Genomic DNA, 23545 nt, shown 5'->3' with positions numbered 1-23545 from the left:
ATGTTCGTACTGGCGATGCGCTCGATCCGGCGGCGGCCGGGACGGTTCCTGGCGACGCTGCTGGCCGCGTTCCTGGGCGCGGCGGTCATCATGACGTTCAACTCGCTGCACGACACGGCGGCGCAGCACGGCATCGACCCGGTCAGCGCCGAGACGCTGTCCACGTCGGCGAGTGTCGTCGGCGGCTACGGCACGCTGCTGGTGTTCTTCGCCGTCGCCTCGACACTGACGGTCAACGTGCGGCAACGGTCAAGGGAGTTGGAGACCCTGCGCTGCTCGGGGGCGACTCCGGCGCAGCTCAAGCGGATGGTCGTGGGTGAGGCGGTGGCGGTCGCCCTGCTGGGCGCGGTCCTGGCCGTCGGTCCCGCGATGCTCGGCGGTCGGGCGCTGCTCGGGGTGTTCCAGGACAGTGGTCAGGTGGCACGGTCCGTCGGCTACTCCTTCGGCCCCTTCGCCCTCCAATCGGGCCTCGGCATCACCCTGTTGGCCGCGGCGGGCGCCGCGTTCCTGGCCGTACGACGGGCGACGCGCGGGCGCCGACAGCGGGGCCGGGCACGGACGCTGTCCGCGTACGCCGCGCTGGTCGCGGGTGTGGTGTCGGTGTCGGCGACCTTCGCGTTCTCCGCGACGGACGCGGCGCTGATGGCGGCGCCCGCGTACGGGGCGATCCTGCTGTCGGTCGGCCTGGCGCTGTTGGCGCCCCGGCTGCTGAAGGGGCTGCTGGACCGGCTCCAACTGGCCGGTGCGAGCGGCTGGTTGGCCGTACGCAACCTGCGCGAGCGGGCCGACCGGCTCGCCGGGATCCTGATGTCGCTGATCCTGTTCACGGCGGTGTCGACGGCGACCCTGTACATGCAGGCGGTGGAGAGCGACGCGGTGAAGGCGTCGGGGCTGAAGAAGCCGGTGGACGCGAAGAACCTGGAGACCCTCAACTTCACGGTCGTCGGCATCATCGTGGTCTTCGTCTGCGTGATGCTGGTCAACTCGCTGTACGCGGCGACGACTTACCGTGCCCGCGAGTTCGGCGGGCAGCGGCTGGCGGGCGCGACTCCGGGGCAGGTGCTGCGCACGGTGGGCACCGAGACGGTGATCCTCACGGTCGCCGGGGTGCTGTCCGGCACGGTGGCCGCGCTGGCGGGGATCGTGCCGTTCACCCTGGTCCGCACGGACTCGGCGCTGCCGCACCAGGGGCTCGGGATCTGGCTGGCGGTCGTCGCGGTGGCGGCGACGGTGACGCTGGGGACGAGTCTGCTGACGGCACGGCGGGTGCTGCGCACGCCGGCGGTGGAGGCGGTGGGACTGGCGGCGTGAGTACGGCCGGACGGGAAAGGGGCAGCCGCTACGCCGGGTGCCCCTTGACCCAGGGTCCGACAGTTCCCTAGAGGGGCGCGGGGAACTGCGCGACCAGCCACAACGGCGCCGCAGCCAAACAACAACATGACCCAACGCTCAGGCAACCCCGGCCGCATCCAGCAACGTCCGCACAGTCTCGACAGTCAACCCGTCCAACGTCTCCAACTACGCACCGGCACGAGCATTCGCACCGTCAAAGATCAGCATCAACTGCCGCGCCAACAACTCCGGTTCACGCGCCCCACCCAACTCCGCCTGGACCCGAAACGCTTCCTTCATCCGTTCCTTGGACGCACGGGCCACCACACTCGCCGGATGCTCGGGATCCTTCAGCTCAACCAGCGCGGTGAGACAGGGGCACCCCATGAACCCGGGCTCGGTCGACCACTTCGAGACCCCGGCGGACTTGCACAGCGCCTCCACGCCGATGGAAACGCCGTCGCGGTAGAACAACTCCGCCGCCGCGTCGAGCAGCCGGTCTCGGGGGGACGCCTTGTCTGTCGTGGCCATACTGCGAGGTTACCGCGCCGGAAGCCAAGAGGAAACCGATCGGTGTACACGCTTGCGCAGCCACCTCATCCCGGGTGACAGTGAAGGTGAACAAGCGCTTAGATATGTTGCTGCGCGCCGATATACAACCCGTGATCCGCCGGAGGCCCCGTGTTCCGTTCCGTCGACGAAGTCGCCGCGCGCCTCGCCGAGACCGGCTATCTGGCCTCGCCCGCGGTCGCCACGACCGTCTTCCTCGCCGACCGCCTCGGCAAGCCGCTTCTCGTCGAGGGCCCGGCCGGTGTCGGCAAGACGGAGCTGGCCAAGGCCGTCGCCGAGGTCGCCGGGGCGGAGCTGGTCCGGCTCCAGTGCTACGAGGGCGTCGACGAGTCCCGCGCGCTGTACGAGTGGAACCACGCCAAGCAGTTGCTGCGCATCAGCGCGGGCCGCGACGAGAGCTGGGACGAGACCCGCACCGACATCTTCAGCGAGGAGTTCCTGCTCCCCCGCCCGCTGCTCACGGCGATCCGCGGCGACGACCCGAAGGTCCTGCTGATCGACGAGACCGACAAGGCCGACGTCGAGGTGGAGGGCCTGCTGCTGGAGGTGCTCAGCGACTTCCAGGTCACCGTCCCGGAGCTGGGTACGATCACCGCGACCCGCCGCCCCTTCGTGGTCCTCACCTCGAACGCCAGCCGCGAACTCTCCGAGGCACTGCGCCGCCGCTGCCTGTTCCTCCATATCGGCTTCCCCGACGAGGAGTTGGAGCGCCGGATCGTACGGCTGAAGGTGCCGGGGCTCGGCGAGGCGCTGGCCGAGTCGGTGGTCCGGGTGGTCGGGGCGCTGCGCGAGATGGAGCTGCGGAAGGTGCCGTCGGTGGCCGAGACCATCGACTGGGCCCGCACGCTCCTGGCGCTCGGCGCCGACACCCTCGACGAGACGGTCGTACGGGACACCCTCGGCGTGCTCCTCAAGCACCAGGACGACATCCTCAGGGCGGCGGCCAAGCTCGACCTGGACGCCGTGTGAGTGCCGCCGGTGTCACCGAGCGGCTGACGGGTCTCGTCGGGGCGCTGCGCGCGCACGGTCTGCGCATCGGCACCGGCGAGACCGTGGACGCGGCGACGGCGATGGAGGCGCTCGGTTTCGCCGACCGTGAGCTGCTGCGCGAGGGGCTGGCCGCGACGCTGCTGCACGGGAACGCCCAACGCCCGGTGTTCGACCCGGTCTTCGACCTCTACTTCCCTCGCGGCATCGGGGCACCGCAGGGCGAGCCCGCCGGACGCGAGGACCTCCGCGACCGGCTCGCGGCGGCGCTGGCCGCCAACGACCGGGCCCTGATGGGGCAGTTGGCGGCGGAGGCGGTCGACGGTTTCGGCGGCTACGGCAACTCCCCCACGTCGGACGGCTGGTCGTCGTACCAGACTCTGGAGTGGCTGCGTCCGCAGACGCTGCTGGCCCGGGTGCGGACGAGCATCCGGGGGCAGGGCGGGGAGGCCGGGTTCACCGACCGGCTGCTCGACGACGAGATCCGGCAGCGCATCGAGGGCTTCCGGCGGCAGGTCGCCGCGGAGGCGCGGCGCCGGGTCGCCGAGCGGCGCGGCCGCGACGAGCTCGCCCGGCGGGCGGTGCCGCCGACGGCCGACCGCGTCGACTTCCTGTTCGCCGGCCGGGCCCAACTGGCCGAACTGCGCAGGGCTGTTCAACCCCTCGCCCGGAAGCTGGCCACGCGGCTCGCCGCGCGCCGCCGCCGCGCCTCCCGGGGCACCATCGACCTCCGGCGCACCCTGCGCGGCTCCCTGTCCACGGGCGGGGTGCCGATGCGGCCGGTGCTGCGCCGACGCCGGCCCGTGCGGCCCGAACTGGTGCTGCTGTGCGATGTGTCGGGCTCGGTGTCGGGCTTCTCCGACTTCACGATGCTGCTGGTGCAGGCGCTGCACGACCAGTTCAGCAAGGTGCGGGTGTTCGCCTTCGTCAACCGTCTCGACGAGGTGACCTCGCTCCTCGCGCACGGGACGGCCGACCCCGAGGGGCTGGGCGCCCGCATCCGCGCCGAGGCCACCCTCACCGGCTGGCACGGCAGCAGCGACTACGGCGTCGCCCTGGGCGAGTTCGCCGAGCGGTACGGCGACGCGGTCGGCCCGCGCACGACCGTGTTCGTCCTCGGCGACGCCCGCACCAACATGAGCGACCCGAATCTGCCGGCCGTCCGACACATCGCCCAACGGGCCCGCCGCGTCTACTGGTTGAACCCCGAGCAACGCTCCCAGTGGGGCACCGGCGACTCGGCCGCGCCGGGCTACGCGGAGCTGGTCGAGATGCACGAGTGCCGCAACGCGCAGCAACTCAGCGCCCTGGTGGGCCGGTTGCTGCCGATCTGACTAGGCGGTCGCCAACTGCGGGTACAGCGCGCCGCCTTCGGCGGACAGCCCGGCCTTCACCTGCCGGGTCAGGTCGTCTGCGAGTACCTCGAAGGCGCCGGACTCGATGCCGTCGAGGGCCTGTGCGGCCACGCTCTCGGGAGTGGACTTGGGCCCGTCGACATGCGCGGCCATGTCCGTGTCGACGTAGCCGACATGCAGTCCGGTGACCTCGATGCCGCGCGGCTTCAGGTCCAGGCGCAGGGAGTTGGTCTGCGACCAGAACGCGGCCTTGGACGCACTGTAGGAGCCGGCGATACCGACCCAGGACAGCACCGAGTGGAAGTTGAGGATGTGGCCGCCGCCGTTGCGCTCGATGATCGGCACGAAGGCGCGCGTGACGAGCAGCGGGCCATAGAAGTTGGTCTCGAACTCGCGGCGGATGTCCTCGACGGGCGAGTCCAGGAAGTTCGCGTTCACGGCCGCGCCGGCGTTGTTGATCACGATGGTGACGTCCTGCGCCTGCTCGGCGGCCGCCGCGACGGACGCGGGGTCGCTGACCTCCAGTGCCAGCGGTACGGCGTCGGGGTGGGTGACGGTCTTCGGGTCGCGGGCGGTGGCGTACACCTTCTTCGCGCCACGCTCGTACAGCGCCTCGACCAGCGCGCGGCCGATGCCACGGCTGCCGCCGGTGACGAGGACAACGGAACCTTCGATGCTTGTCATGGAGATCTCCCGGAGGTCGGGGCAGCCGTGGCAGCCGCAGGGAACGCGGCTTGGAAACCGATCGGGTTACCCGTCTCGACCACAGTAAACCGATCGGTTTCCATCGGCAAGTGGGTCCGCCGCCGAAGCGCGCGATGATGTACGCCATGAGCGACCCGCACAGCCACCCGAACAGCGACCCACACGTGGAACTGGCCACCTTCCCCACCCCCGTCGAACCGGCCCCGGCACTCGCCGTCGCGATCGGGCTCGGCCCGGACGACCTGTGGATCAAGCGCGACGATCTGACCGGCCTCGGAGGCGGCGGCAACAAGATCCGCAAGCTGGAGTGGACCGTGGGCTCGGCGCTCGCCGAGGGCGCCGACACCCTGGTCACCACGGGCGCCCCGCAGAGCAACCACGCCCGCCTGACCGCGGCCGCCGGAGCGCGACTGGGCCTGGACGTGGTGCTGGTGCTGCGTGGATCGCCGGGCGGGTCGCGCTCGGGGAACCTCGCCCTCGACGGGCTGTTCGGCGCCCGGATCGCATGGGCGGGCGAGGTGGACCAGGCCGGACTGGACCGGGCGGCGGCCGGGGTCTGCGACCGTCTGCGCGAGTCGGGCGCCAGGCCCGCGCTGATCCCGTTCGGCGGTTCCAGCGCGCTCGGCGCACGCGGCTATGTGCGCTGCGGCGAGGAGCTGCGCCGCCAGCTCCCCGGTCTCCGTACCGCCGTCGTCGCGCTCGGCTCGGGCGGCACGATGGCGGGACTGGTGGTCGCGCTCGGGGCGGAGGCGGTGCTCGGCGTCGACGTGGGCGCGCTGCCCGAACCCGCCCCCGCCGTAAGCGAGTTCGCGGGTCTGACCTCACCTGAGGGACTGCGGGTACGACGGGACCAGATCGGCGGCGGCTACGCCACGCTCACCGCACCCACCGCCGAGGCCCTCACCCTCGCCGCCCGCACCGCAGGACTCGTCCTCGACCCGACCTACACGGGACGCGCGCTGGCCGGCCTGATCGCGGCCGTCCGGGACGGCGACATCAGGCCGGGCGAGCGGACCGTGTTCGTGCACACGGGCGGGCTGCCGGGGCTGTTCGGGCACACGGAGGCCGTCGCGTACGCGGAGGGGCAGGTCGTCGAGTACCGCACATGACATACGCGCCCGGCGGGTGCGGTGCCGCGGGGCGCGTACATCCGGAGGGGCTACGGAGCCTTCGCGTAGTCCGTGGCCATGCCACCCGCGAAGTCGTACACGATGACCTGTTCGTCGCCGACGACCCACGCGTCGTGTCCGGGCGGGCACACGAAGACGTCGCCGGGACCCACTTCGCCCTCGCCGCCGTCGTCCATCAGAAGGTGCATCCGCCCCTGGACCACATAACCGTTGTGGTGGACCTCGCAGCTCTTGGTTCCCGCGATCGGTGCCACGGACTCGGACCAGCGCCAGCCCGGTTCGAAGGTGCCCACGGCGAAGTCGAGTCCGCTGAGGTGGACGGCTTCGAGGTGGCCGCGGGGGAAGTCACGTCGCTCGTCCGGCTTGTCGACCGTCTTCACTTCCAGCATGACGGCTGCCTCCGTTCCTGCCGTGTGCACCACGGCCGGGGCCGGCCTCCGTCTCCCGGCGGCCACGGACGGCGTCGGCGCTTCGGCGGGGGCCGCGCCCCACCACACCATCGTCTTCCCGTCCACCCGGAAGCGCCATTCGGGGGAACACGGACTACGCCGGACTCGCGTGCGGACTCGGGTACGGCCAGGAAGAGTCCGGGTACGGTCAGGAAGAGCCTGTCGCGCACAACTGCGCGAACCGCTCGCTGCCGATGTTGCCGCCGGAGACGATCATCCCCACCCGGCGCGGCAGTTGGCCCGCACGCCCGGCGAGTAGCGCGGCCAGCGGGGTCGCGCCACTCGGCTCGACGACGATCTTCAGCCGCTCGAAGGCGAACCGCATCGCGTCCTTGATCTCCTCGTCACTCACCAGCGCGATCTCGTCGACCAGCCGCCGGTTCACGGAGAAGGTCAACTCACCGGGTGTGTCGGCCGCCTGCCCGTCGGCGATGGTGCGCGGCACCGGAATGGACACCCGCCGACCCGCCTCCAGCGACCGCTTGGTGTCGTCGCCGGCCTCCGGTTCGACGCCGATCACACGGGTACGCGGGTGCAGCCCCTTGACGGCGGTGGCCGTCCCGGCGATCAGCCCGCCGCCACCCACGGGCACCAGCACGGCGTCCAACTCCCCCACTTCCTCGACGAGTTCGAGTCCCGCCGTGCCCTGCCCCGCCATGACGTACGGATGCTCGTAGGGCGGGATGAGGGAGAGCCCCCGCTCGGCGGCGAGGGCCTCCCCGATGGCCACCCGGTCGCCGCTGTAGCGGTCGTACGTGACGATCTCGGCGCCGTATCCCGCGGTGGCGGCGAGCTTCGAGGCCGGAGTGTCCTCGGGCATGAGGATCACCGCGGTGGTGCCGAGTTCGCGGGCGGCGAGGGCGACGGCCTGGGCGTGGTTGCCGGACGAGTAGGCGGCGATGCCGCGCGCGAGTTCCTCCGGCCTCAGCCGGGAGGCCGTGTTGTAGGCACCGCGGAACTTGAAGGCGCCGATGCGCTGGAAGTTCTCGCACTTCAAGTGCACCTCGGCGCCGACGAGTTGGTCGAGCGTGCGCGAACGAAGCACGGGCGTGCGGTGGGCGATGCCCTTGATCTGCGCGGCGGCGTCGCGGACGTCGTCGAGGGTGATGGGCGGGGTGGTGGTCACGCGGCTCCTCCATCGGAAGCGGGATCAGAAGTGGCGGGGGTGCCGGTCGCGGCCCGCGCCTGCGCGAGGTAGCTGTAGGCGGAGGCCCGGGAGATGCCCAGCCTGGCGGCGACCTGCTCGATGGCCCGGCGCACGGCGAACACCCCGTGCTCGTCGAGACCGCGGAACAGCTCCAGGCGCTGCGCGCGGTCGAGTTGGACCCAGGTCCTGCCCCGCCGTAGCTGATGGGCGTCGACGATGGCCTCGACGACGGAGTCGATGTCGTTGCCGAACGTGGTGGTGGTCGACGCCTCGGCCGCACCCCCTCCACCGATCCCGGCCAGCAGCGCCTGCGCCTGCTGCACGGCGGTGACGTCGACGTTGACGCAGAGGGCGCCGAACACCGCGCCCGTGGAGTCCCGCAGAACCATCGTGGACGACTTGAGCTGTTGGCCGCCCTTGGTGCGGGTGAGGTAGTTCAGCTCGTCCACGGCCTCGTCCCCGCGCGCGAGCATCCGTAGCCCGATCTCACTCATCGCCCCGCCCACGGACCGCCCGGTCAGCGCTCCGGCAACGGCGACCACCGACTTCTCCGGGTCCCGGTAGTCGTGCAGCACGACCTCGCACACCGGGCCGAAGGTCGCCGCGATTCCGTCGACGAGGGGGACCAGCGCGCTGATGATCGCGTCGCGTTCGGTGTCCGGGGGCGGGTTGTCGGGCGCCATGCGCACCTCTCGGTTCGGACTGTGTGTCCAAGCACTATACCCAGAGTCCAATGCCCGGCCACAGTACGCCAACGGCAGCCCCCAGGACTGGGCCCGCCCCCATGAACACCCCTCCGCCCGGCCCGAGGACGACCGGATACAGTGCGCGGGACGGCAGCCTGGTCAGAGAGGGGCAGCGTGACCGACACCAGCGACACCCGATCCGCCGACAGCAGCGAAGTGCACGCTCCGCGGCGGAGCCCACTGCTCCGCCTGATGCGCTACCTCCCCCTGATCGCCCCCGTCCTGCTGTGGGCCGTGCCCTGCTGGGTGCTCCTGTACGGCGGCCAGCACTGGCCGCTGCCCGTCACGCTGGTCGGGACCGCGCTGTTCGTCCTCGGCCTCGTCGGAATGCCGCTCGCGATGGTGCGCGGGCACGGCCGGCGTCAGCAGGACCGGGTGGCGGTCGTCGGGGACACCCTGCTGGGCAGTAGCTGGGTCCTGTTCACCTGGTCCGTGCTGCTCGGCGTCCTGCTGCGGCTCGTCCTGACCGTGGCCGGCGTCGGCGGGAGTCAGGACCGGGCCCGTATCGTCACCTGGGCCGTCCTCGGCACCACCGCCGCACTGCTCGCCTGGGGGTATGCCGAAGCCCGCCGGGTGCCGCGCGTGCGCCGCCTCGACGTGCAACTCCCGCGGCTGGGCGCCGGGTTGGACGGCACCCGCGTCGTCCTCATCACCGACACGCACTACGGCCCGCTCGATCGCGCCCGCTGGTCGGAGCGGGTGTGCGAGACCGTGAACACGCTGGAGGCCGACCTGGTCTGCCACACCGGCGACATCGCGGACGGCACGGCCGAACGCCGCCGCGCGCAGGCCGTCCCCCTCGGCACCGTGCGAGCCGCCCACGCCCGGGTCTACGTGACCGGCAACCACGAGTACTACAGCGAGGCCCAGGGCTGGGTCGACCTGATGGACGAGCTGGGCTGGGAGCCGCTGCGCAACCGCCATCTGCTGCTCGAACGCGGCGGCGACACCCTCGTGGTGGCCGGCGTGGACGACGTCACCGCCGAGTCCTCCGGCCTGGCGGGCCACCGCGCCCACCTCGCCGGAGCCCTGAACGGCGCCGACCCCGACCTGCCCGTCCTGCTCCTGGCGCACCAGCCCAAGTTCGTCGACCGGGCGGCAGCAGCGGGCATCGACCTCCAGCTCTCCGGCCACACCCACGGCGGCCAGATCTGGCCCTTCCACCACCTGGTCCGCCTCGACCAGCCCGCCCTGGCCGGCCTCAGCCACCACGGCGCCCGCACCCTCCTCTACACCAGCCGCGGCACCGGTTTCTGGGGCCCGCCGTTCCGCGTCTTCGCCCCCAGCGAGATCACCCTGCTCGTCCTCCGCTCCCCGGACCTGCCCACCTCGCCGTAGCACCGGGCACGCCCACGGCAACCCCGTTGGCGCATGTCAACAGGTCAGCGCGAGCCGTTCATCTCGCCGAGGGGTGACAGCGAGAGCGGCCGGTTTCCACGTGCGCTTGATCGAGCGCTCTTCGCCTGTGCCGACGTACCGGACGGATGCGTTGGCCCCGTCCGCGTACGGGCAGTTGGGGCGGCCCGAACTCACCGCCACGGCCGGCACCGCGGTCGGCAGCGTCGCAAGCCAAGCCCAACGCCATGGGTAAGGAACACGCCGCGGGAATCACCGCACGCCTCCCCGACAGTGAGCAGCAACTCACCTGTCACGTGCGGCAGTTCGCGTCCTGAATCGATCCCGTCGTCCGCTGCACAGGCAGGCGCCGAGCACGACCGCCGCAGCCCACCGCGCATCGTGTCGCTCGTCGTCCCCGCGAAGGACGGCGTCGGAGAGTGGGAGTACCCGTCGCAGGCTCTCGGCAGCCGGGACATTCGGCGACTTCGGCTGCCTCTCGTTCTGGGTCGGCAAGAACGTCGGCGGGCTGGGAAACGCCGGCGCCGTCATCGCGAGAGACCCCGCGCAGGCGACCCTGCTTCGCCGCCTGACCAACATGGGACGCGAGACCACCGACCGGCACACCCACCACGAGATCGGAGCCCGCGCACGCCTCGGCGAGGTTGGCGCTGCCGCCCCAGTGGATCACCCGTCGCAACGACATCGCGGCCCGCTACAGCCAGGCATTCGCCGACGTGCCGATCACCCTTCCCGTGCCGAAGGACGGATACGGCCACGCGTACTACAAGTACGTCGTGCGGTGCGAAAACCCCCCACAAACTCGCGGCCCACTTGGACGATCACAGCATCGAGGCCGCCCCACGTTCGATCGTCCAACACGGCGGCCTGGGCGGCGGTTGCGCGGCTCGCGCCGACCATGGGCCGGGAAGGTCACGACAGCGTGCGCGGGCGTCGCTCCGCATCCGCCGGGATACCGTCGGCCGGGACCGGCTGAAGCCCGCGGACGGTACCTGCAAAGGCAAGATCGAGACGGCAGAGCCCGCCAAGCCCGCCGACACTCCCCGCCTCTCGGGACGCCGCGTGTTTACGTTCGCTTCTATGGATTCCGGTTCACGCACAGGTCGTTTGTGAATGATTCGGTGAAGTCATTTGGCACCTGATTGCAAAATTCGACCGCTTGGATCAGGAATCCCAACGGACGCGGTGACGCCGTTACAGTTCCTGGGAGTTGACGGATCCAGCAATTCTTCGAGTGGGCGGATCTGCCGGAACGAGAGGGCGGACTGATGCGTCAGGTGATGATGCGGTGGGCCGGGGGCGCAATATTCGCGGTTTCTCTCCTGTCGAGCTGCGGCGGTTCTGATTCCTCCTCATCGTCTTCCTCGTCGTCCCCGCCCCTCTCCTGGCCCTCGTCTGCCTCCTCCGCTTCCACTGCCTCCGCTTCTTCATCGCCCTCCCCCTCCGCGTCGGCCCCCGTGGAAGCCGAGCCCGATCCGCCGGTGACCACCCTCCCGAGGGGATCCGTCCCTCCGGAGCTCGTGGGCGAATGGGACGGCGACGGCACGCCCGTACGCTTCGACAAGATCAGGTTCGGTGCCGACGGCAGAGTGGCCCTGCTTTTCAACAGCGGTCGGGTATTCGAAGGAACCGCCGTCGCCGAGGAAACGTCCTTGACGCTTTACGTGCCGGGCGGGCCGATTCATTATCGCCAGTGGTCGATCGAGGCATTCGAGGCAGGTTACGGCTACACATTCGAAAATCTTGTGCTGGACGGGGTCAGTTATGTCCGCCAGACCAGCGGCGCATAACGTCAATCAGTGCTGAGACAAGGGGCGGAATTGATCGGCAGGCGTAAGGGCGGGCGGGCCCCGGACGACGGTGGTGCAGTGGACGGGGATCTCGTCAGGGATATCGCGCGAGGCGTGATCGGCCAGGTGACACCCCGGGAGTTGACGCTGTTCAGGCGCCGCAGCGACGCCTTCTTCAAGGACCCCGAGGCGGAACTGAACGCGGCACGGAAAAGCCTGCGGGCCAGGCCGAAGGAGGAGTTGCTCGCCTGGGGTTCCTCAGAAACGGTCGTAGCGCTGACCCCCTTCGCCCTCGCCGTCGTACAGGGCGTACTCATTTCACTGACCGAGTCTCTGGCCACATCAGCCATCGACCGCAGCCGGGAAGGTGTCGCACGGCTGCTCCGGCGGATACTGCGACGCCCGGCCGCCGAGGAGGCGACGCCGAACCCACCCGGCGCGACCTCCGCGGGTGAAGAGCCCCTCACCGCCGAACAGTTGGGCATAATTCACGCCCGCGCCCGCGAACTTGCCCTGAACCTGGAGTTGGACGAGGACGCCGCCCTACGGCTCGCCGACGCCCTGGTCGAGGAACTGAGGCGCTGACGGTGTGGACGTTCCCGCCGGCTCCCGCGGGTACGCGGCGGGCAGGGCATCGCTGCGACCACGCCGAGGTGGGCCACCCTGATCCGTTCGGCCTTCCGGACGGTGTGAAGTTCCGTTTCGTCCTACTCGTCACCGCTCTGTTCGGGACCTCCGCGTTCATCTGCAACCTGCTCTACTACACGGTCCATCCCGGCGCCGCGGACCACTACCGCGACTGTGTGGTGAAGGCCGACGTCGCACCGGGGGCCGCGCCGGGCAGCTACACGAAGGAGTTCCTCGCGTGCACCGCGCCCGGTAGGGAGAAGGAGACGTTGTGGGTTCTCGCGGGCCTGGCGCTGCTGGCACTCACCACCGCTGTCGTCCACCTCGTCCTCCCGTGGCTGCGGACGAGGTGGCAGCGGCTCACACCCCTGCGACCGGACATCGATCCCGGGGAAGCCGCGCTGTCAAAGGTCCTTGAGTCCCTGGTGGCACAGGCGGGGCTGCGCGTGAAGCCGCGGTTCTACGTGGCCCCGAACCGCAAGGAGGCCGGCGCCCTCGCCTTCGGCAGACTCGGCGACTACCGGGTGAGGCTCAACGACGGACTCATCGACAAGGGCGCCGAGGACCCGGAACACCTGCGCACCGTAGTGCTGCACGAACTGGCGCACATTCGGAACCGGGACATCGACATCACCTACCTCACCGTGGCGCTGACCCTGTCGTTCGTGCCGCTCGGGCTCATTCCGCTCGCCGTCGTGCTGGCCGGGGCGGGCACCGAGAGCGCGCTCGACGTGGGCTGGCGCGCGGTGGTCCTCGTCGGCCTGGTCTGTCTGACGGCGGCAGCCGTGCTGCGTGTGCGGGAGACCGCCGCCGATGTCCGTGCCGCCTCCTGGAGCGGTGCTCGGGCGGGGCTGCTGAGGCTGCTGACCGCCCCGCCACCACCTGGACAGCGGAGGTCGTTGTGGCTCCGGGGGCCGTTGCGGCTGCATCCCCGCGGCCGACAGCGTGCCGCCCAGGTCCGGTGCCCGGCGGGACTGTTCCGTCTCGGCTTCATCGAGTGCCTGGCTGTCGGACTGTCCGCCACGGTCGCGGTGTCAAGTCTGAACACCCTGCTGTTGACGGCCTTCATCGGTCCGGACGCTCGGACGGTTCCCTGGGCCGTCGCCCTCGTGCTCGCCCCCTTGGTGGTGGCCGTGACCGGGGCCGGAATGTGGCGGGCCGCCGCCTGGGCGAGGGGCCGGGGCCCGGAAGCGGCGGACGGGGTCCGCCCCCCGACGGCGCTGCCCGCCTTCGGCCTGACCGTGGGTCTCGTGGTGGGCCGTTACATCGAGGCGGACAACGGCATCGGCGGTCACGGAGCCTTGTTCCCGTCGTGGGCGGCCGGAGTGTGGTCTCTCGTTCTCGGCGTGCTCTTGGTGCTGTTCTTCCGCTGGATGGCGCAGGGCGCGGCGGTCTGGCTCGATCCCCTGGGCCGCCCCCTGAGCCGAGCCTGGCCCGTCGCCTGGGTGGCCGCGGTGGTGCCGCTGGCGGTCCTGCTCGCCTGGTGGCTGCTGCTCTACGACATGTCGGACGATCTCCAAGTGATCAACGAAGGGCTGGTGGCCGACCACCGCGCCGCCATGGCAGTCGCCCCCGCCGGACCTCTCTGGGCGTGGGCGGCGCTGAACTATCCCATGGCCCTGCTCTTCTATCGCTGGACACCCGCCGCGCTGGCCGCAGCCACCCTCTGGGCTCTTCCGCTCGCGGTGCTGTGGCGCCGTGGTGCGAGCGCACCGTCGTCCGGCTGGGCCCGGCGGGTCGTGATGTCCGCCCTCGGGGGAACGGCCGTTTTCACCGTCGTGGTGGTCGGCGCCCGCCTGGCGGCCCACTTCGGCGTGCCCGCGGAGCTCCGCGGCAGCCCTGGCTACGCCGCAGTGTTCGAGCACTGGCTGGTCGGCTCGGCCGTGCTGCTGCAAGGGGTGGTGGCGGCGTTCGTCACCGTACGGCTGCACCACGCACACGGCCGCCCCGCGGTGCTCTTCGGGCTGATGGCGGCATTCATGACCGGGTGTCTCACGACGACGGTGTTCCTCGGGTCGGCCGTCGCGGGTGGATGCTGGGACGTGCTCGCTCTGGCTTCCGGGCCCTGTGGGGTCAACCTTGATCCGTCCGCCGTGCGCGACAGCCTGCTGCGGACGGTGGTGGCGGGCGCCGCGACCTCGGTGGTCGGAGCCGGAGCGGCCGCCACGGTCCGCTCCTGGTGGACACGTCGGCAGGACGCACCGCCCCGTGTCCACACCGGCCTCGCGCCCGTCTCCCGCAGCCAGCGGGCCGTCCTCGCCGCGGCCGGCGCACTGGCGCTGACGGTGGTGCTCACCGGACTGACGGTCGACACGAGTGCGGGGCGGCCCGAAGTGGCCTCCCGCGGGGCGGCCGCGCGTGCCTGCCGGAAGCTCGACGAGGTCATGGGCAGCGCGGACCGCATGACCGGAGCGGACAAGAACGGAGGGCTCTTCGAAGCCGTGGGTCTGGCCGAGGACGGCCACAACACCGCACTCGCCACGGCACTCAGGGACTTTGTCACCGCCGCACAGAGACAGGACCTCCCCGCCTTCATCGACGCCGGCGAACGGATCCGCGCACAGTGTGCGACAGAGGGGTCCCCGATACAGGCGTTCTGACATGGCAGGAGCGGCGATGGATGCGATCGCGGACGCGGCCGGGAACGCGAAGTCCTCGACGTCACCGTGCACCCGACCGCGTCACCGCGCCGGTGCGGGTGGTGATCCACAGGATCCGCGGTCACGGCCCGCGCCGGCGAAGCGCACACCGAGCGGACTGCCACAGCCGCCCGCACACAGCCACACCACGGAAGTGCACGCACCCCCGCCCCGCCCCACTCCATCGACGCATCTCAGCAGGTCAGCGCACTCTCCCCCGCGGCTTCAACGCCACCGGAGGCAGTTCAGGAGCCGGCAGCGGCGCCCCGTCGTACCCCTTCACCTCGCCGAACCGAGACCCTGTCATCCAGTCCTCACGAGCCTGCGCGATCTCCTCCTGGGACCGTCCGATCCAATTCCAGAACATGATCAGCTCCTCGTCGAACGGCTCACCCCCCAGCAGCATCAGCCCCGCGTCCGACGCGGCGCGCAGCGGGAGTTCGGTACGGCCGCAGCCGAGGTAGAGCATCGAGCCGGGGAGGACCGGGACGCCGTCGACGTGGGCCTCGCCGGACATGGCGAGGACGGCGTACTCGAAGTCCGGTTCCAGCGGGAGACGTACGTCCGCGCCGGCCGCGAGGGCCAGGTCCGCGCCGACGATCGGGGTGTACGTCGTGCCGGGCGAGGCCGCGCCGTCGACGTCGCCGAGGACGATCGTGGCGCGCAGTCCCGGCGCCGTGACGACCGGCAGTTCGGCGTGGTGCTCGAAGTGCGGATCGACGTTCCGGTCGCTGTCGGGGAGGGCGACCCAGAGCTGCGCGCCGTGCAGGAAGCGGGCGTGCGTCTTGGGGCTCTGTTCGGCATGGCTGATCGCGCGGCCGGAGGTCATGAGGCCCAGTTCGCGCGGGCGGATCGTGGCGACGCTGCCGGTCGAGTCGCGGTGCAGCACCTCGCCCTCGTGCAGCCAGCTCACCGTCTGCAGGCCCATGTGGGGGTGCGGGGGCACCTGCATGCCCGGCTCGTCGGCGATGTCGTCGGGACCGTAGTGATCCACGAAGCACCAGGCTCCGACCATACGGCGGCCCAGGTTGGGCAGCAGTCGGCGGACTTCGGTGGACTCGCCGAGCTGGACCCGGCGCGGGCTGAGGAGTTCACGGACGGGCTCCGCCACCACGAAACCACGGCCGCCGCACAGGGCCGGAACCGCTTCGCGATCAAGATTGCTCATGGCGACAACCTAGCCCCGCCGAGGCCGTTCCGTCAGTCCGTCTCCCCCGCCCCGTCCCTTGGTGCCCTCCCGCCGAAATATAGTAGCCATGTACATAGTAGCTATGTACTGTATCGGTCATGAGTACGGCATCCGAGGGCGCGACGCCCGGTTTCCTGGTCTGGCGACTGTCGATGAAGTGGCGCGTGGCGGTCGACCGCGCGGTGGCACCCCTGGGACTGACCCATGCGCAGTACTCCCTGGTGGCGTCGCTGTACGGCATGCAGCGCTCCGGCCTGCGCCCCAGCCAGCGGCACCTCGCCGACCACACCGGCCTCGAGGCCCTCTACGTCTCGAAGCTGGCCCGCGCCCTGGAGTCCGCCGGCCTCGTCGAGCGCACCCGGGACCCGCGGGACCCCCGCGCCGTCCAACTGGCCCTCACCGAGCAGGGCCGCGATGTGACCCGGCGGGCGATCAAGGTCGTCCACGGACTTCTGGAGCAGTTGCTGGAGCCGCTCGGCGGCCTCGACAGCGCGCGGACCCGGGAGTTCAACCGAGACCTGGCGACCCTGCTCGACACACCCCTCGACCCTGCGAGCGAGCACGAGAAGGAGCAGTCATGACCACCACCGCACCCCGACTCGACCCCCGCGTCATCGGCCTCGCGCACTACGCCGGACGCGCCGTCCTGGAGAGCGTCCTGATCCGGCACGGCCTCGACTTCCAGCAGCAGATCACCCTCCGGCTCGTCGCCGTCGCCGACGGACCCGTCGGCCGCGAGCAGCTCGTCGGCGAGGTCGTCTCGGCGCTGAAGGTCGACGAGGCCACCGTGCGCGACGTGGTCGAGCAGTTGATCGCCGCGCGACTGGTCGCGGCCGACGGGTCCGAGGTCCGGCCGACCGACGCCGGCCGTGAGCTGTTCGACCGGGTCAGCAGCGAGACCGGCGTCTACACCGCCCAGGTCTACGCCGACATTCCGGAACAGGATCTGGAGATCGCCGGCCGAGTGCTGACCCTGATCACCGAGCGGGCCAACGCCGCGCTGGCCGCCGTGGCGGAGTAGTACCGCCGTAGCTGAGTAGTGGAATATTCAACCAACAAGGTCCGTTGAGCCCGTCGAAGGAGGTCAAGTGGACATGACGTACTACGACCACGGGACATCGGCGGAGCGCTGGGAGCGCGCGCAGATGTTCTTCGACGCCAAGGACTACGCCGCGGCGGCGCGGGTGTTGGGCGGGCTGGTCGAGGAGGTGCCCGAGCAGACCGGACCGCGCCTGTTGCTGGCGCGCGCCTACTACCACTCGGCCCAACTGCGGCGCGCCGAAGCCGAGTTGCGGGTCCTCGTGGAGCGTGACCCGGTGGAGCACTACGCGCGGCTGATGCTGGGCCGCACCCTGGAGCGGCAGGGGCGGCACGAGGAGGCGGGCCCGCATCTGCGGATCGCCTCGGCGCTCGCGGGTGACTTCGAGCGGGTCTGAGCGACAGTGAGTACGAAGGGGCCCGGTTCCTTGACGGAACCGGGCCCCTCGGCGTGTGCCGCTACTTCGCGTACGTCCGGCGGCCCCGGCGGTGCGCCACCTCGCCGAGCACCACGTCCACGGCGATGAACGCGGCCAGCGGGATGCCCAACAGCGGGACGAAATAGCCGAGTACGGCGATCACCGCCAGGCACGGGACGAGAATCAGCGGGGACATCCGGGCCCACGCGCCGCGCGGGATCGGGCGGCCGAAGGAGGAGCCCCGGCCGCGCTGCCACCACATCCGGTAGCCCCACACGATCAGCAGGACCAGGGAGCCGGCGAGCAGCATCAGGGCTATCTGGTTCGCCAGGCCGAAGAGGACACCCGTGTGCAGGTCGATGCCCCAGCGGGTCAGCTTGGCGAGCAACGGGTAGTCGGCGAACCGGAGTTCGTCGGTCACCTCGCCCGTGGCGGGGTCGACGGCGACCGCGTCCTGTTTCTCGGGCCAACTGCGCTGGACCTGTTTGACGACGTACGCCGAGTCGGCGTCGGCGGGCGGCACGATCTCGACGGGGTTGCCGAGCCCCTCGGCCCGCGCGGCGGCGAGGATCTTGTCCAGGCCCACCCCGTGTTCGGCGTCGCCGGTCGCGGTGGAGCCGCCGTGGCCCGCGTGTTCACCGCTCGCCGCGGCGGACACCGAGGGCGTGGACTGGCCCAGGGAGGTGCGGAGTTCGTCGATGTTGGCGCCCGCGTACGTCGACCAGGTCAGTCCGGTCGCCGACAGGAAGATGAAGCCGGCGGCGGCCCAGACGCCCACCGTGCCGTGCAGGCCGAGAGTGCGGCGCCGTCCGCTGGTGCCGCGCACCTTGCGCAGGGCGCGGCGGCGGGAGAACCACAGCACCAGGCCGCCGCCCGCGATGACCCACAGCCAGCTCGCGGCGAACTCGCTGTACAGGCGGCCGGTTTCGCCGAGGTTCAGATTGCGGTGCAGGTCGTCTGTCCAGGTGCGCAGCGGGAGCGCGCCGGTCGAGCCGTACTGTTCGAGCGCGCCGCGGACCTTTCCGGTGTACGGGTCGACGAACACGGCAAGGGTGTGGTCGGCGCGGACGCCCTTGACGCCGGAGAGCATCACGCGGGTGGTGGCGCCGGCCTCCGGGGAGGGGCGGACCGCCGAGACCGTGCCCTCGGGGTGCGCCTTGCGGGCGGCGGTCACCTGCTGCGAGATCGGCAGCTCGCGTTCACCGACGGGGACGGTCAACTCATGGGCGTACACGAACCGTTCGGCCTGAAAGGCACCGGCGTACAGGAAGCCGGTGGCCGCGGCGACGAGCAGGAACGGGGCGACGAGCACACCGGCGTAGAAGTGCAGACGCAGGACCAGGGGACGCAGCGGGGCCCAGCGGCTGGGGGACGGCGCCGGGGCGGGCTCTTGCGGAACCTCGGCCGTGGCGGTCGAGGGAGCGGTGGACATGGGCGGGCTTCTCCGGGAGGCAGGGGGCGGGGACGAGCAGAACCGGGGGCGGAGGCGGGCGGACGAGGAACGGGGCGAATAAACCGGGCAGTTGAGGCACGTGGACCAGAGGCGGGGACGGGTGAACCGGGGGCGGGCGAGGGACGAGGGCGACGGTGCTCGGGTGACGACAGGGCGGGCGACTACGACACCGACGGACGACCCGGCGACGGCGCCCGAACGTGTCGTAGCCGTAGTGGTCCAGTAGTCGGCGCGCGAAGGCGCCGAGTTCCCGCGGCTTCGCGTGGCGTGGGTCACATCGGGTGGTGCCGGAGGCCATGGCATCCTGGCGCGATGGCAATTCCCAGTGATCACGTACCCCTGGCCGAGCGGGTCGAGGAACTCCTCGCCGGCGGCGGCCCGTTGCCCATCGTCACGGCCGGTGATCCCGTGCTCAGGCGCGGGATCGAGCCGTTCGACGGTCAGTTGGGGCCCGCGCTGCTGGCCCGGTTCGTCGAGGCCTTGCGCGCGACCATGCACGCCGCTCCGGGGGTGGGTGTCGCGGCCCCGCAGGTCGGGGTGGGGCTGCGGATCGCGGTGATCGAGGATCCCGCGCCGGTGCCGGACGAGGTGCGGGTGGTGCGCGGCCGGGTGCCGCAGCCGTTCCGGGTGCTGGTCAATCCGTCGTACGAGCCGGTCGGTGAGGGCCTGGCCGCGTTCTTCGAGGGGTGCCTGAGTGTGCCGGGCTGGCAGGCGGTGGTCGCGCGGCACGCCTCGGTGCGGCTGACCGGGCAGGACGAGCACGGGCGGGCGGTGGACGAGGTGTTCACCGGGTGGCCCGCGCGGATCGTCCAGCACGAGACGGACCACCTCGACGGCCTGCTCTACCTGGACCGGGCCGAGCTGCGCTCACTGTCGTCGAACGAGGCCATGGCGGAGCGCTGGGCGCAGCCGGCACCGGACGTGGCGTCGGCTGCGCTCGGCTTCGAGCTGCCGTAGCGGATCGGCTGTCAACTGGCCGACGAATTGGGGATGTTCAGCCCCGGTAGGCCTCCAGGAGGCGCAGCCAGACCTCGCTGATCGTCGGGTACGACGGGACCGCGTGCCACAGGCGGTTGATCGGGACCTGGCCGGCCACCGCGATGGTCGCGGAGTGGATCAGTTCGCCCACGCCGGGGCCGACGAAGGTGACGCCGCGCAGGGTCTCGTCGTCGAGGTCGACGATCATGCGGGCGCGGCCCCGGTAGCCGTCGGCGTAGAGGCCGGCGCCCGCCACCGAGGAGAACTCGACGTCGACCGCGCGGACGCGGTGGCCGGCCGCTTCGGCCTCGGCTAGGGAGAGGCCGACGGACGCGGCCTCCGGGTCGGTGAAGACGACCTGGGGTACCGCGTCGTGGTCGGCGGTGGCCACGTGGGCGCCCCACGGGTCGGTCTCCAGCAGCGGGACGCCTTCGGCGCGGGCGGCGATCGCGGCGCCCGCGATGCGTGCCTGGTACTTGCCCTGGTGGGTGAGGAGGGCGCGGTGGTTGACGTCGCCGACCGCGTACAGCCAGTCGCTGTCCTGGACACGGAGGGTGTCGTCCACCGTCAGCCAGGAGCCCGGTTCCAGGCCGATCGTGTCGAGGCCGATGTCGTCGGTCTGCGGGGCGCGTCCGGTGGCGAAGAGGATCTCGTCGGCCTCGATGCGGTCGCCGGTGTCGGTCACGGCGACGACGGTGCCGTTCTCACGGGTCACCGACACCACGGAGGTGCCCGTGCGCAGGTCGACGCCGGCCTCGGCGAGCGCGTCGGCGACCAGTTCGCCGGCGAAGGGCTCCATGCGGGGCAGCAGGCCCTTGCCGCGGACGAGGAGGGTGACCCGGGAGCCCAACGCCTGCCAGGCGGTGGCCATTTCGACGGCGACGACCCCGCCGCCGACCACGATCAGCCCGCCGGGCGCGGCCTTGGCGCTGGTGGCCTCGCGGCTGGTCCACGGCTTGACGTCGGCGAGCGCGGGAAGGTCGGGGAGGAGGGCGCGGGTGCCGGTGCACACGGCGACCGCGTGCCGGGCCGTGAGGACGTGCCGTACGCCGTCGGGGCCCGTCACCGTCACCCTGCGGGGGCCGTCGAGGCGGCCCTGGCCGCGGTAGAGGTCGGCGCCGATGCCGTCGAGCCACTGGACCTGGCCGTCGTCCTTCCAGCCCGAGGCCTCGTAGTCGCGGTGGGCGAGCACCGCGGCGGTGTCGAGGGGGCCTTGGACGAGGTGGCCGAGGCCGGGCACGCGGCGCGCGTCGGCGCGGGCGATGACCGGGCGCAGCAGGGCCTTGCTGGGCATGCACGCCCAGTACGAGCACTCGCCGCCGACCAGTTCGCTCTCCACGATCGCGGTGGAGAGACCGGCCGCACGGGTGCGGTCGGCAACGTTCTCCCCCACGGGCCCGGCCCCGACCACCACGACGTCGTACACGATGGATTCCGTTTCCGTCATGGGGCCAGTCTGCTGGGTGGTGTGCGCTGAAGCCACACGGGTAGGGGCGCGGAATACGGGACCGGACGACCGTGTTGTCCGGGACGGCTTCGCCCCCACATCGAGGAAGAGGGAATCACGTCATGAGCAGCACCGTGGAGCTCACCAAGGAGAACTTCGACCAGACGGTCACGGACAACGACTTCGTCCTGATCGACTTCTGGGCGTCCTGGTGCGGGCCGTGCCGTCAGTTCGCCCCGGTCTACGAGAAGGCGGCCGACGAGAACCCGGACCTCGTCTTCGGCAAGATCGACACCGAGGCCCAGCCCGAGCTGGCGCAGGCCTTCGGCATCCAGTCGATCCCCACGCTGATGATCGTCCGTGACCGCGTCGCCGTGTTCGCCCAGCCCGGCGCCCTGCCGGAGGCCGCCCTGACGGACGTCATCGGCCAGGCCCGCAAGCTCGACATGGACGAGGTCCGCAAGTCGGTCGCCGAGCAGCAGGCGCAGGCCGAGCAGAACGGCAAGTAGGCCCCGCCGTTCAGAAAATACCTAGAACGGATACGACGCCACGTCTCCGCGCACCGTCGTCCAGCGCACGTCGGTGAAGGCCTCCAGGTTGGCCTCGCCGCCGAAGCGGGCGCCGGTGCCGGACGCGGCGACCCCGCCGAAGGGGGCCACGGCCTCGTCGTTCACGGTCTGGTCGTTGATGTGGACGATCCCGGTGGGGATGCGTTCCGCGAGGTCCAGGCCGCGGGCGCTGTCGCGCGTGACGATCCCGAGCGACAGGCCGTACGGCCCGGCCGCGGCCAGTGCGGCCGCCTCGTCGGCGGTGGCGAAGGACCGTACCGGCGCCACCGGGCCGAAGACCTCCTCCGCGTAGGCGGGGGTGTCGTCGTCGACGCCGGCGAGGACGGTCGGCCGGTAGAAGAGTTCCTCGTGCGTGCCACCGGCCGCCAGCCTGGCGCCAGTTGCCGTGCTGGCTTCAACAAGCCCGTGCACCTTGGCGAGTTGGGCGGCGTCGATGATCGGGCCGAGGTGGACCTGCGCGCGGTGCGGGTCGCCCACGGCGAGCAAGTCGGCCTTGGCGGCGAGGCGTTCGACGTACTCCTCGTAGAGCGACTCGTGCACGAGGTGGCGGCCGGTGGTCATACAGATCTGGCCCTGGTGGAAGAACGAACCCCAGGCCGCCGTCGAGATCACCGCGTCCAGGTCGGCGTCCGCCAGGACGATCAGGGCCGAGTTCCCGCCCAACTCCAGGTGTGCGCGCTTGAGATGACGCCCCGCCGCCTCACCGACCGCGCGCCCGGCGGCAGTTGAGCCCGTGAAGGAGATGACGGGCACCTGCGGGTCGGCGACGAGGGCCGCACCCACTTCGGCACCGCCCGGCAGGACTTGGAACAGTTCCTCGGGCAAGCCCGCCTCCGCGAAGACCGCCGCGAGTGAGAGTCCCCCGCAGACCGCCGTGCGCGGGTCCGGCTTGAGGACGACCCCGTTGCCGAGCGCGAGCGCCGGGGCGACCGAGCGGATGGAGAGGATCAGCGGGGCGTTGAACGGCGCGATCACGCCGACGACTCCGACCGGGATGCGGCGGGTGTACGACAGCCGGGGTGCCTCCGTGGGGAGGACCTGGCCCGCGGGGCGGGAGGCGAGCGCGGCGGCCTCGTAGCACTCCTGGGCGGCGACGTGCAGTTCGAAGTCCGCCTTGCCGGGGATCGACCCGGACTCCCGCACGAGCCACTCGCGCAACTCCTCGGCGTGCGCGGCGAACAGGTCACCTGCCTTGCGCAGCACACCGGCGCGGACGAAGTGCGGGACGCGCGCCCACTCGGCCTGCGCGGCGAGGGCCGCCCGCACGGCCGGCCTGATGTCCTCGGCGGCGGCGAGCGTGACGGTGCCGAGCGTATCGCCGGTGGCGGGCTCGGTGACCGGGTACTCGGGGCCCGACAGGGGGCGGGGCTGCCAGGTCTTGGGGTCGAGCAGAGGCATGGCGGTTCTCCGATCCGTCACCGGCGGGACCCGCCCGGGGCGGCGCAAGTCCCGTGTCCTCGCGGCCGGTTGAGCGGCCGCGTGCCGGGATGCGGTGATCCGGCGCAGCCGTGGGGGCCGCGCCCGGTGGTCGCACGCATCCCCGTCTGGTTGAGCATGCAACATCCTAGCCGCGTACGGCCGTTTCGCCCCGGGCACGGTTCTCCGACTCGGGCCGGCCC

Annotated in this window: 22 protein-coding genes and 1 pseudogene; 14 read left to right on the top strand and 9 right to left on the bottom strand. The window is 71.4% G+C overall.

Translation table 11 applies throughout. From position 1 onward, the window contains the following. A complete protein-coding gene (locus OG223_RS46710) occupies positions 1-1311 on the top strand; it encodes an FtsX-like permease family protein (RefSeq protein WP_329262977.1) in 1311 nt (436 codons plus the stop codon). A gap of 138 nt (positions 1312-1449) precedes the next feature. Here OG223_RS46710 and OG223_RS46705 read toward each other — a convergent pair. Continuing rightward, a pseudogene (locus tag OG223_RS46705) lies at positions 1450-1863 on the bottom strand (TetR/AcrR family transcriptional regulator). A 150-nt stretch (positions 1864-2013) separates the two neighbouring features. On the opposite strand from OG223_RS46705, the gene OG223_RS46700 reads away from it, so the two are divergent. Both OG223_RS46700 and OG223_RS46695 read left to right on the top strand, forming a co-directional pair. Beyond that, positions 2014-2871, top strand: coding sequence for an AAA family ATPase (locus OG223_RS46700; protein ID WP_329262974.1), 858 nt, complete (start codon positions 2014-2016; stop codon positions 2869-2871). Beyond that, positions 2868-4223 (top strand): vWA domain-containing protein, encoded by a 1356-nt coding sequence (locus OG223_RS46695; RefSeq protein ID WP_329262971.1) that lies wholly within the window; start codon positions 2868-2870, stop codon positions 4221-4223. Before OG223_RS46700 ends, OG223_RS46695 begins: the two co-directional genes overlap by 4 nt. Here OG223_RS46695 and OG223_RS46690 read toward each other — a convergent pair whose 3' ends face one another. Continuing rightward, positions 4224-4928 carry an SDR family oxidoreductase gene (locus OG223_RS46690; RefSeq protein ID WP_329262968.1) on the bottom strand — a complete coding sequence of 235 codons (705 nt, stop codon included), beginning with the start codon at positions 4926-4928 and terminating at the stop codon, positions 4224-4226. It abuts the gene before it with no gap. A 146-nt stretch (positions 4929-5074) separates the two neighbouring features. Between OG223_RS46690 and OG223_RS46685 the strand changes: the two genes are divergently transcribed. After that, entirely contained in the window at positions 5075-6058 is a 984-nt protein-coding gene (locus OG223_RS46685; RefSeq protein ID WP_329262965.1) for a D-cysteine desulfhydrase family protein, read from the top strand. Positions 6059-6108: 50 nt separating this feature from the next. Here the strand turns inward: OG223_RS46685 and OG223_RS46680 are convergent, their stop codons facing one another. The 3 genes from OG223_RS46680 to OG223_RS46670 form a co-directional block, all read right to left on the bottom strand. After that, the gene (locus tag OG223_RS46680) at positions 6109-6468 is read right to left on the bottom strand and encodes a cupin domain-containing protein (RefSeq protein ID WP_329262963.1); all 360 of its coding nucleotides are present in this window, start codon (positions 6466-6468) and stop codon (positions 6109-6111) included. Positions 6469-6676: 208 nt separating this feature from the next. Further along, positions 6677-7654 carry a pyridoxal-phosphate dependent enzyme gene (locus OG223_RS46675; RefSeq protein WP_329262960.1) on the bottom strand — a complete coding sequence of 326 codons (978 nt, stop codon included), beginning with the start codon at positions 7652-7654 and terminating at the stop codon, positions 6677-6679. After that, positions 7651-8358, bottom strand: a complete 708-nt coding sequence (locus OG223_RS46670; protein WP_329262958.1) for a helix-turn-helix transcriptional regulator — start codon at positions 8356-8358, stop codon at positions 7651-7653. Before OG223_RS46670 ends, OG223_RS46675 begins: the two co-directional genes overlap by 4 nt. A gap of 177 nt (positions 8359-8535) precedes the next feature. Between OG223_RS46670 and OG223_RS46665 the strand changes: the two genes are divergently transcribed. The 5 genes from OG223_RS46665 to OG223_RS46650 all read left to right on the top strand — a co-directional run bounded on the left by OG223_RS46665 (position 8536) and on the right by OG223_RS46650 (position 14794). Then, positions 8536-9759 carry a metallophosphoesterase gene (locus OG223_RS46665; RefSeq protein ID WP_329262956.1) on the top strand — a complete coding sequence of 408 codons (1224 nt, stop codon included), beginning with the start codon at positions 8536-8538 and terminating at the stop codon, positions 9757-9759. 307 nt (positions 9760-10066) lie between these two features. After that, entirely contained in the window at positions 10067-10753 is a 687-nt protein-coding gene (locus OG223_RS54045; RefSeq protein WP_443073876.1) for a DegT/DnrJ/EryC1/StrS family aminotransferase, read from the top strand. Between the two features lie 544 nt (positions 10754-11297). Then, positions 11298-11567, top strand: coding sequence for a hypothetical protein (locus OG223_RS46660; RefSeq protein ID WP_329262954.1), 270 nt, complete (start codon positions 11298-11300; stop codon positions 11565-11567). Positions 11568-11597: 30 nt separating this feature from the next. Continuing rightward, complete coding sequence (locus OG223_RS46655; RefSeq protein WP_329262952.1) at positions 11598-12152, top strand: hypothetical protein; 555 nt, start codon at positions 11598-11600, stop codon at positions 12150-12152. A 68-nt stretch (positions 12153-12220) separates the two neighbouring features. Further along, positions 12221-14794 (top strand): M48 family metallopeptidase, encoded by a 2574-nt coding sequence (locus tag OG223_RS46650; protein WP_329262949.1) that lies wholly within the window; start codon positions 12221-12223, stop codon positions 14792-14794. Positions 14795-15035: 241 nt separating this feature from the next. Here the strand turns inward: OG223_RS46650 and OG223_RS46645 are convergent, their stop codons facing one another. Continuing rightward, on the bottom strand, positions 15036-16001 hold the full coding sequence (locus OG223_RS46645) for a pirin family protein (protein ID WP_329262946.1): 966 nt from the start codon (positions 15999-16001) through the stop codon (positions 15036-15038). Positions 16002-16120: 119 nt separating this feature from the next. On the opposite strand from OG223_RS46645, the gene OG223_RS46640 reads away from it, so the two are divergent. From OG223_RS46640 to OG223_RS46630, 3 genes are all read left to right on the top strand, one after another. Next, entirely contained in the window at positions 16121-16603 is a 483-nt protein-coding gene (locus OG223_RS46640) for a MarR family winged helix-turn-helix transcriptional regulator (RefSeq protein WP_329262943.1), read from the top strand. Further along, positions 16600-17043 carry a MarR family transcriptional regulator gene (locus OG223_RS46635; RefSeq protein WP_329262942.1) on the top strand — a complete coding sequence of 148 codons (444 nt, stop codon included), beginning with the start codon at positions 16600-16602 and terminating at the stop codon, positions 17041-17043. The genes OG223_RS46640 and OG223_RS46635 overlap by 4 nt, the downstream gene beginning before the upstream one ends. A gap of 67 nt (positions 17044-17110) precedes the next feature. Further along, a complete protein-coding gene (locus OG223_RS46630; protein WP_329262939.1) occupies positions 17111-17458 on the top strand; it encodes a tetratricopeptide repeat protein in 348 nt (115 codons plus the stop codon). A gap of 61 nt (positions 17459-17519) precedes the next feature. Here OG223_RS46630 and OG223_RS46625 read toward each other — a convergent pair whose 3' ends face one another. Beyond that, positions 17520-18911 carry a PepSY-associated TM helix domain-containing protein gene (locus OG223_RS46625; protein WP_329262938.1) on the bottom strand — a complete coding sequence of 464 codons (1392 nt, stop codon included), beginning with the start codon at positions 18909-18911 and terminating at the stop codon, positions 17520-17522. A gap of 333 nt (positions 18912-19244) precedes the next feature. Here OG223_RS46625 and OG223_RS46620 point away from each other — a divergent pair, with 333 nt between their 5' ends. Next, the gene (locus tag OG223_RS46620) at positions 19245-19889 is read left to right on the top strand and encodes a peptide deformylase (RefSeq protein ID WP_329262936.1); all 645 of its coding nucleotides are present in this window, start codon (positions 19245-19247) and stop codon (positions 19887-19889) included. Between the two features lie 37 nt (positions 19890-19926). On the opposite strand, the gene OG223_RS46615 is transcribed toward OG223_RS46620, so the two are convergent. Continuing rightward, positions 19927-21357, bottom strand: coding sequence for a dihydrolipoyl dehydrogenase family protein (locus OG223_RS46615; protein WP_329262935.1), 1431 nt, complete (start codon positions 21355-21357; stop codon positions 19927-19929). Positions 21358-21479: 122 nt separating this feature from the next. Between OG223_RS46615 and trxA the strand changes: the two genes are divergently transcribed. Continuing rightward, a complete protein-coding gene (gene trxA / locus OG223_RS46610; RefSeq protein WP_329262933.1) occupies positions 21480-21866 on the top strand; it encodes a thioredoxin in 387 nt (128 codons plus the stop codon). A gap of 21 nt (positions 21867-21887) precedes the next feature. Here trxA and OG223_RS46605 read toward each other — a convergent pair whose 3' ends face one another. Then, positions 21888-23324 carry a benzaldehyde dehydrogenase gene (locus OG223_RS46605; protein WP_329262932.1) on the bottom strand — a complete coding sequence of 479 codons (1437 nt, stop codon included), beginning with the start codon at positions 23322-23324 and terminating at the stop codon, positions 21888-21890. Between the last annotated feature and the right edge of the window lie 221 nt (positions 23325-23545).

It is taken from the genome of Streptomyces sp. NBC_01478, from assembly GCF_036227225.1.
Lineage (GTDB): Bacteria > Actinomycetota > Actinomycetes > Streptomycetales > Streptomycetaceae > Streptomyces.
This window is presented reverse-complemented; position numbering and strand designations above follow the sequence as displayed.

Coding starts and splice junctions, on each gene's coding strand:
- OG223_RS46680 (WP_329262963.1), bottom strand. CDS start 6,468: ATGCTGGAAGTGAAGACGGTCGACAAGCCGGACGAGCGACGTGACTTC.
- OG223_RS46690 (WP_329262968.1), bottom strand. CDS start 4,928: ATGACAAGCATCGAAGGTTCCGTTGTCCTCGTCACCGGCGGCAGCCGT.
- OG223_RS46625 (WP_329262938.1), bottom strand. CDS start 18,911: ATGTCCACCGCTCCCTCGACCGCCACGGCCGAGGTTCCGCAAGAGCCC.
- OG223_RS46635 (WP_329262942.1), top strand. CDS start 16,600: ATGACCACCACCGCACCCCGACTCGACCCCCGCGTCATCGGCCTCGCG.
- OG223_RS46640 (WP_329262943.1), top strand. CDS start 16,121: ATGAGTACGGCATCCGAGGGCGCGACGCCCGGTTTCCTGGTCTGGCGA.
- OG223_RS46710 (WP_329262977.1), top strand. CDS start 1: ATGTTCGTACTGGCGATGCGCTCGATCCGGCGGCGGCCGGGACGGTTC.
- trxA (WP_329262933.1), top strand. CDS start 21,480: ATGAGCAGCACCGTGGAGCTCACCAAGGAGAACTTCGACCAGACGGTC.
- OG223_RS46620 (WP_329262936.1), top strand. CDS start 19,245: ATGGCAATTCCCAGTGATCACGTACCCCTGGCCGAGCGGGTCGAGGAA.
- OG223_RS46670 (WP_329262958.1), bottom strand. CDS start 8,358: ATGGCGCCCGACAACCCGCCCCCGGACACCGAACGCGACGCGATCATC.
- OG223_RS46605 (WP_329262932.1), bottom strand. CDS start 23,324: ATGCCTCTGCTCGACCCCAAGACCTGGCAGCCCCGCCCCCTGTCGGGC.
- OG223_RS46645 (WP_329262946.1), bottom strand. CDS start 16,001: ATGAGCAATCTTGATCGCGAAGCGGTTCCGGCCCTGTGCGGCGGCCGT.
- OG223_RS46685 (WP_329262965.1), top strand. CDS start 5,075: ATGAGCGACCCGCACAGCCACCCGAACAGCGACCCACACGTGGAACTG.
- OG223_RS46615 (WP_329262935.1), bottom strand. CDS start 21,357: ATGACGGAAACGGAATCCATCGTGTACGACGTCGTGGTGGTCGGGGCC.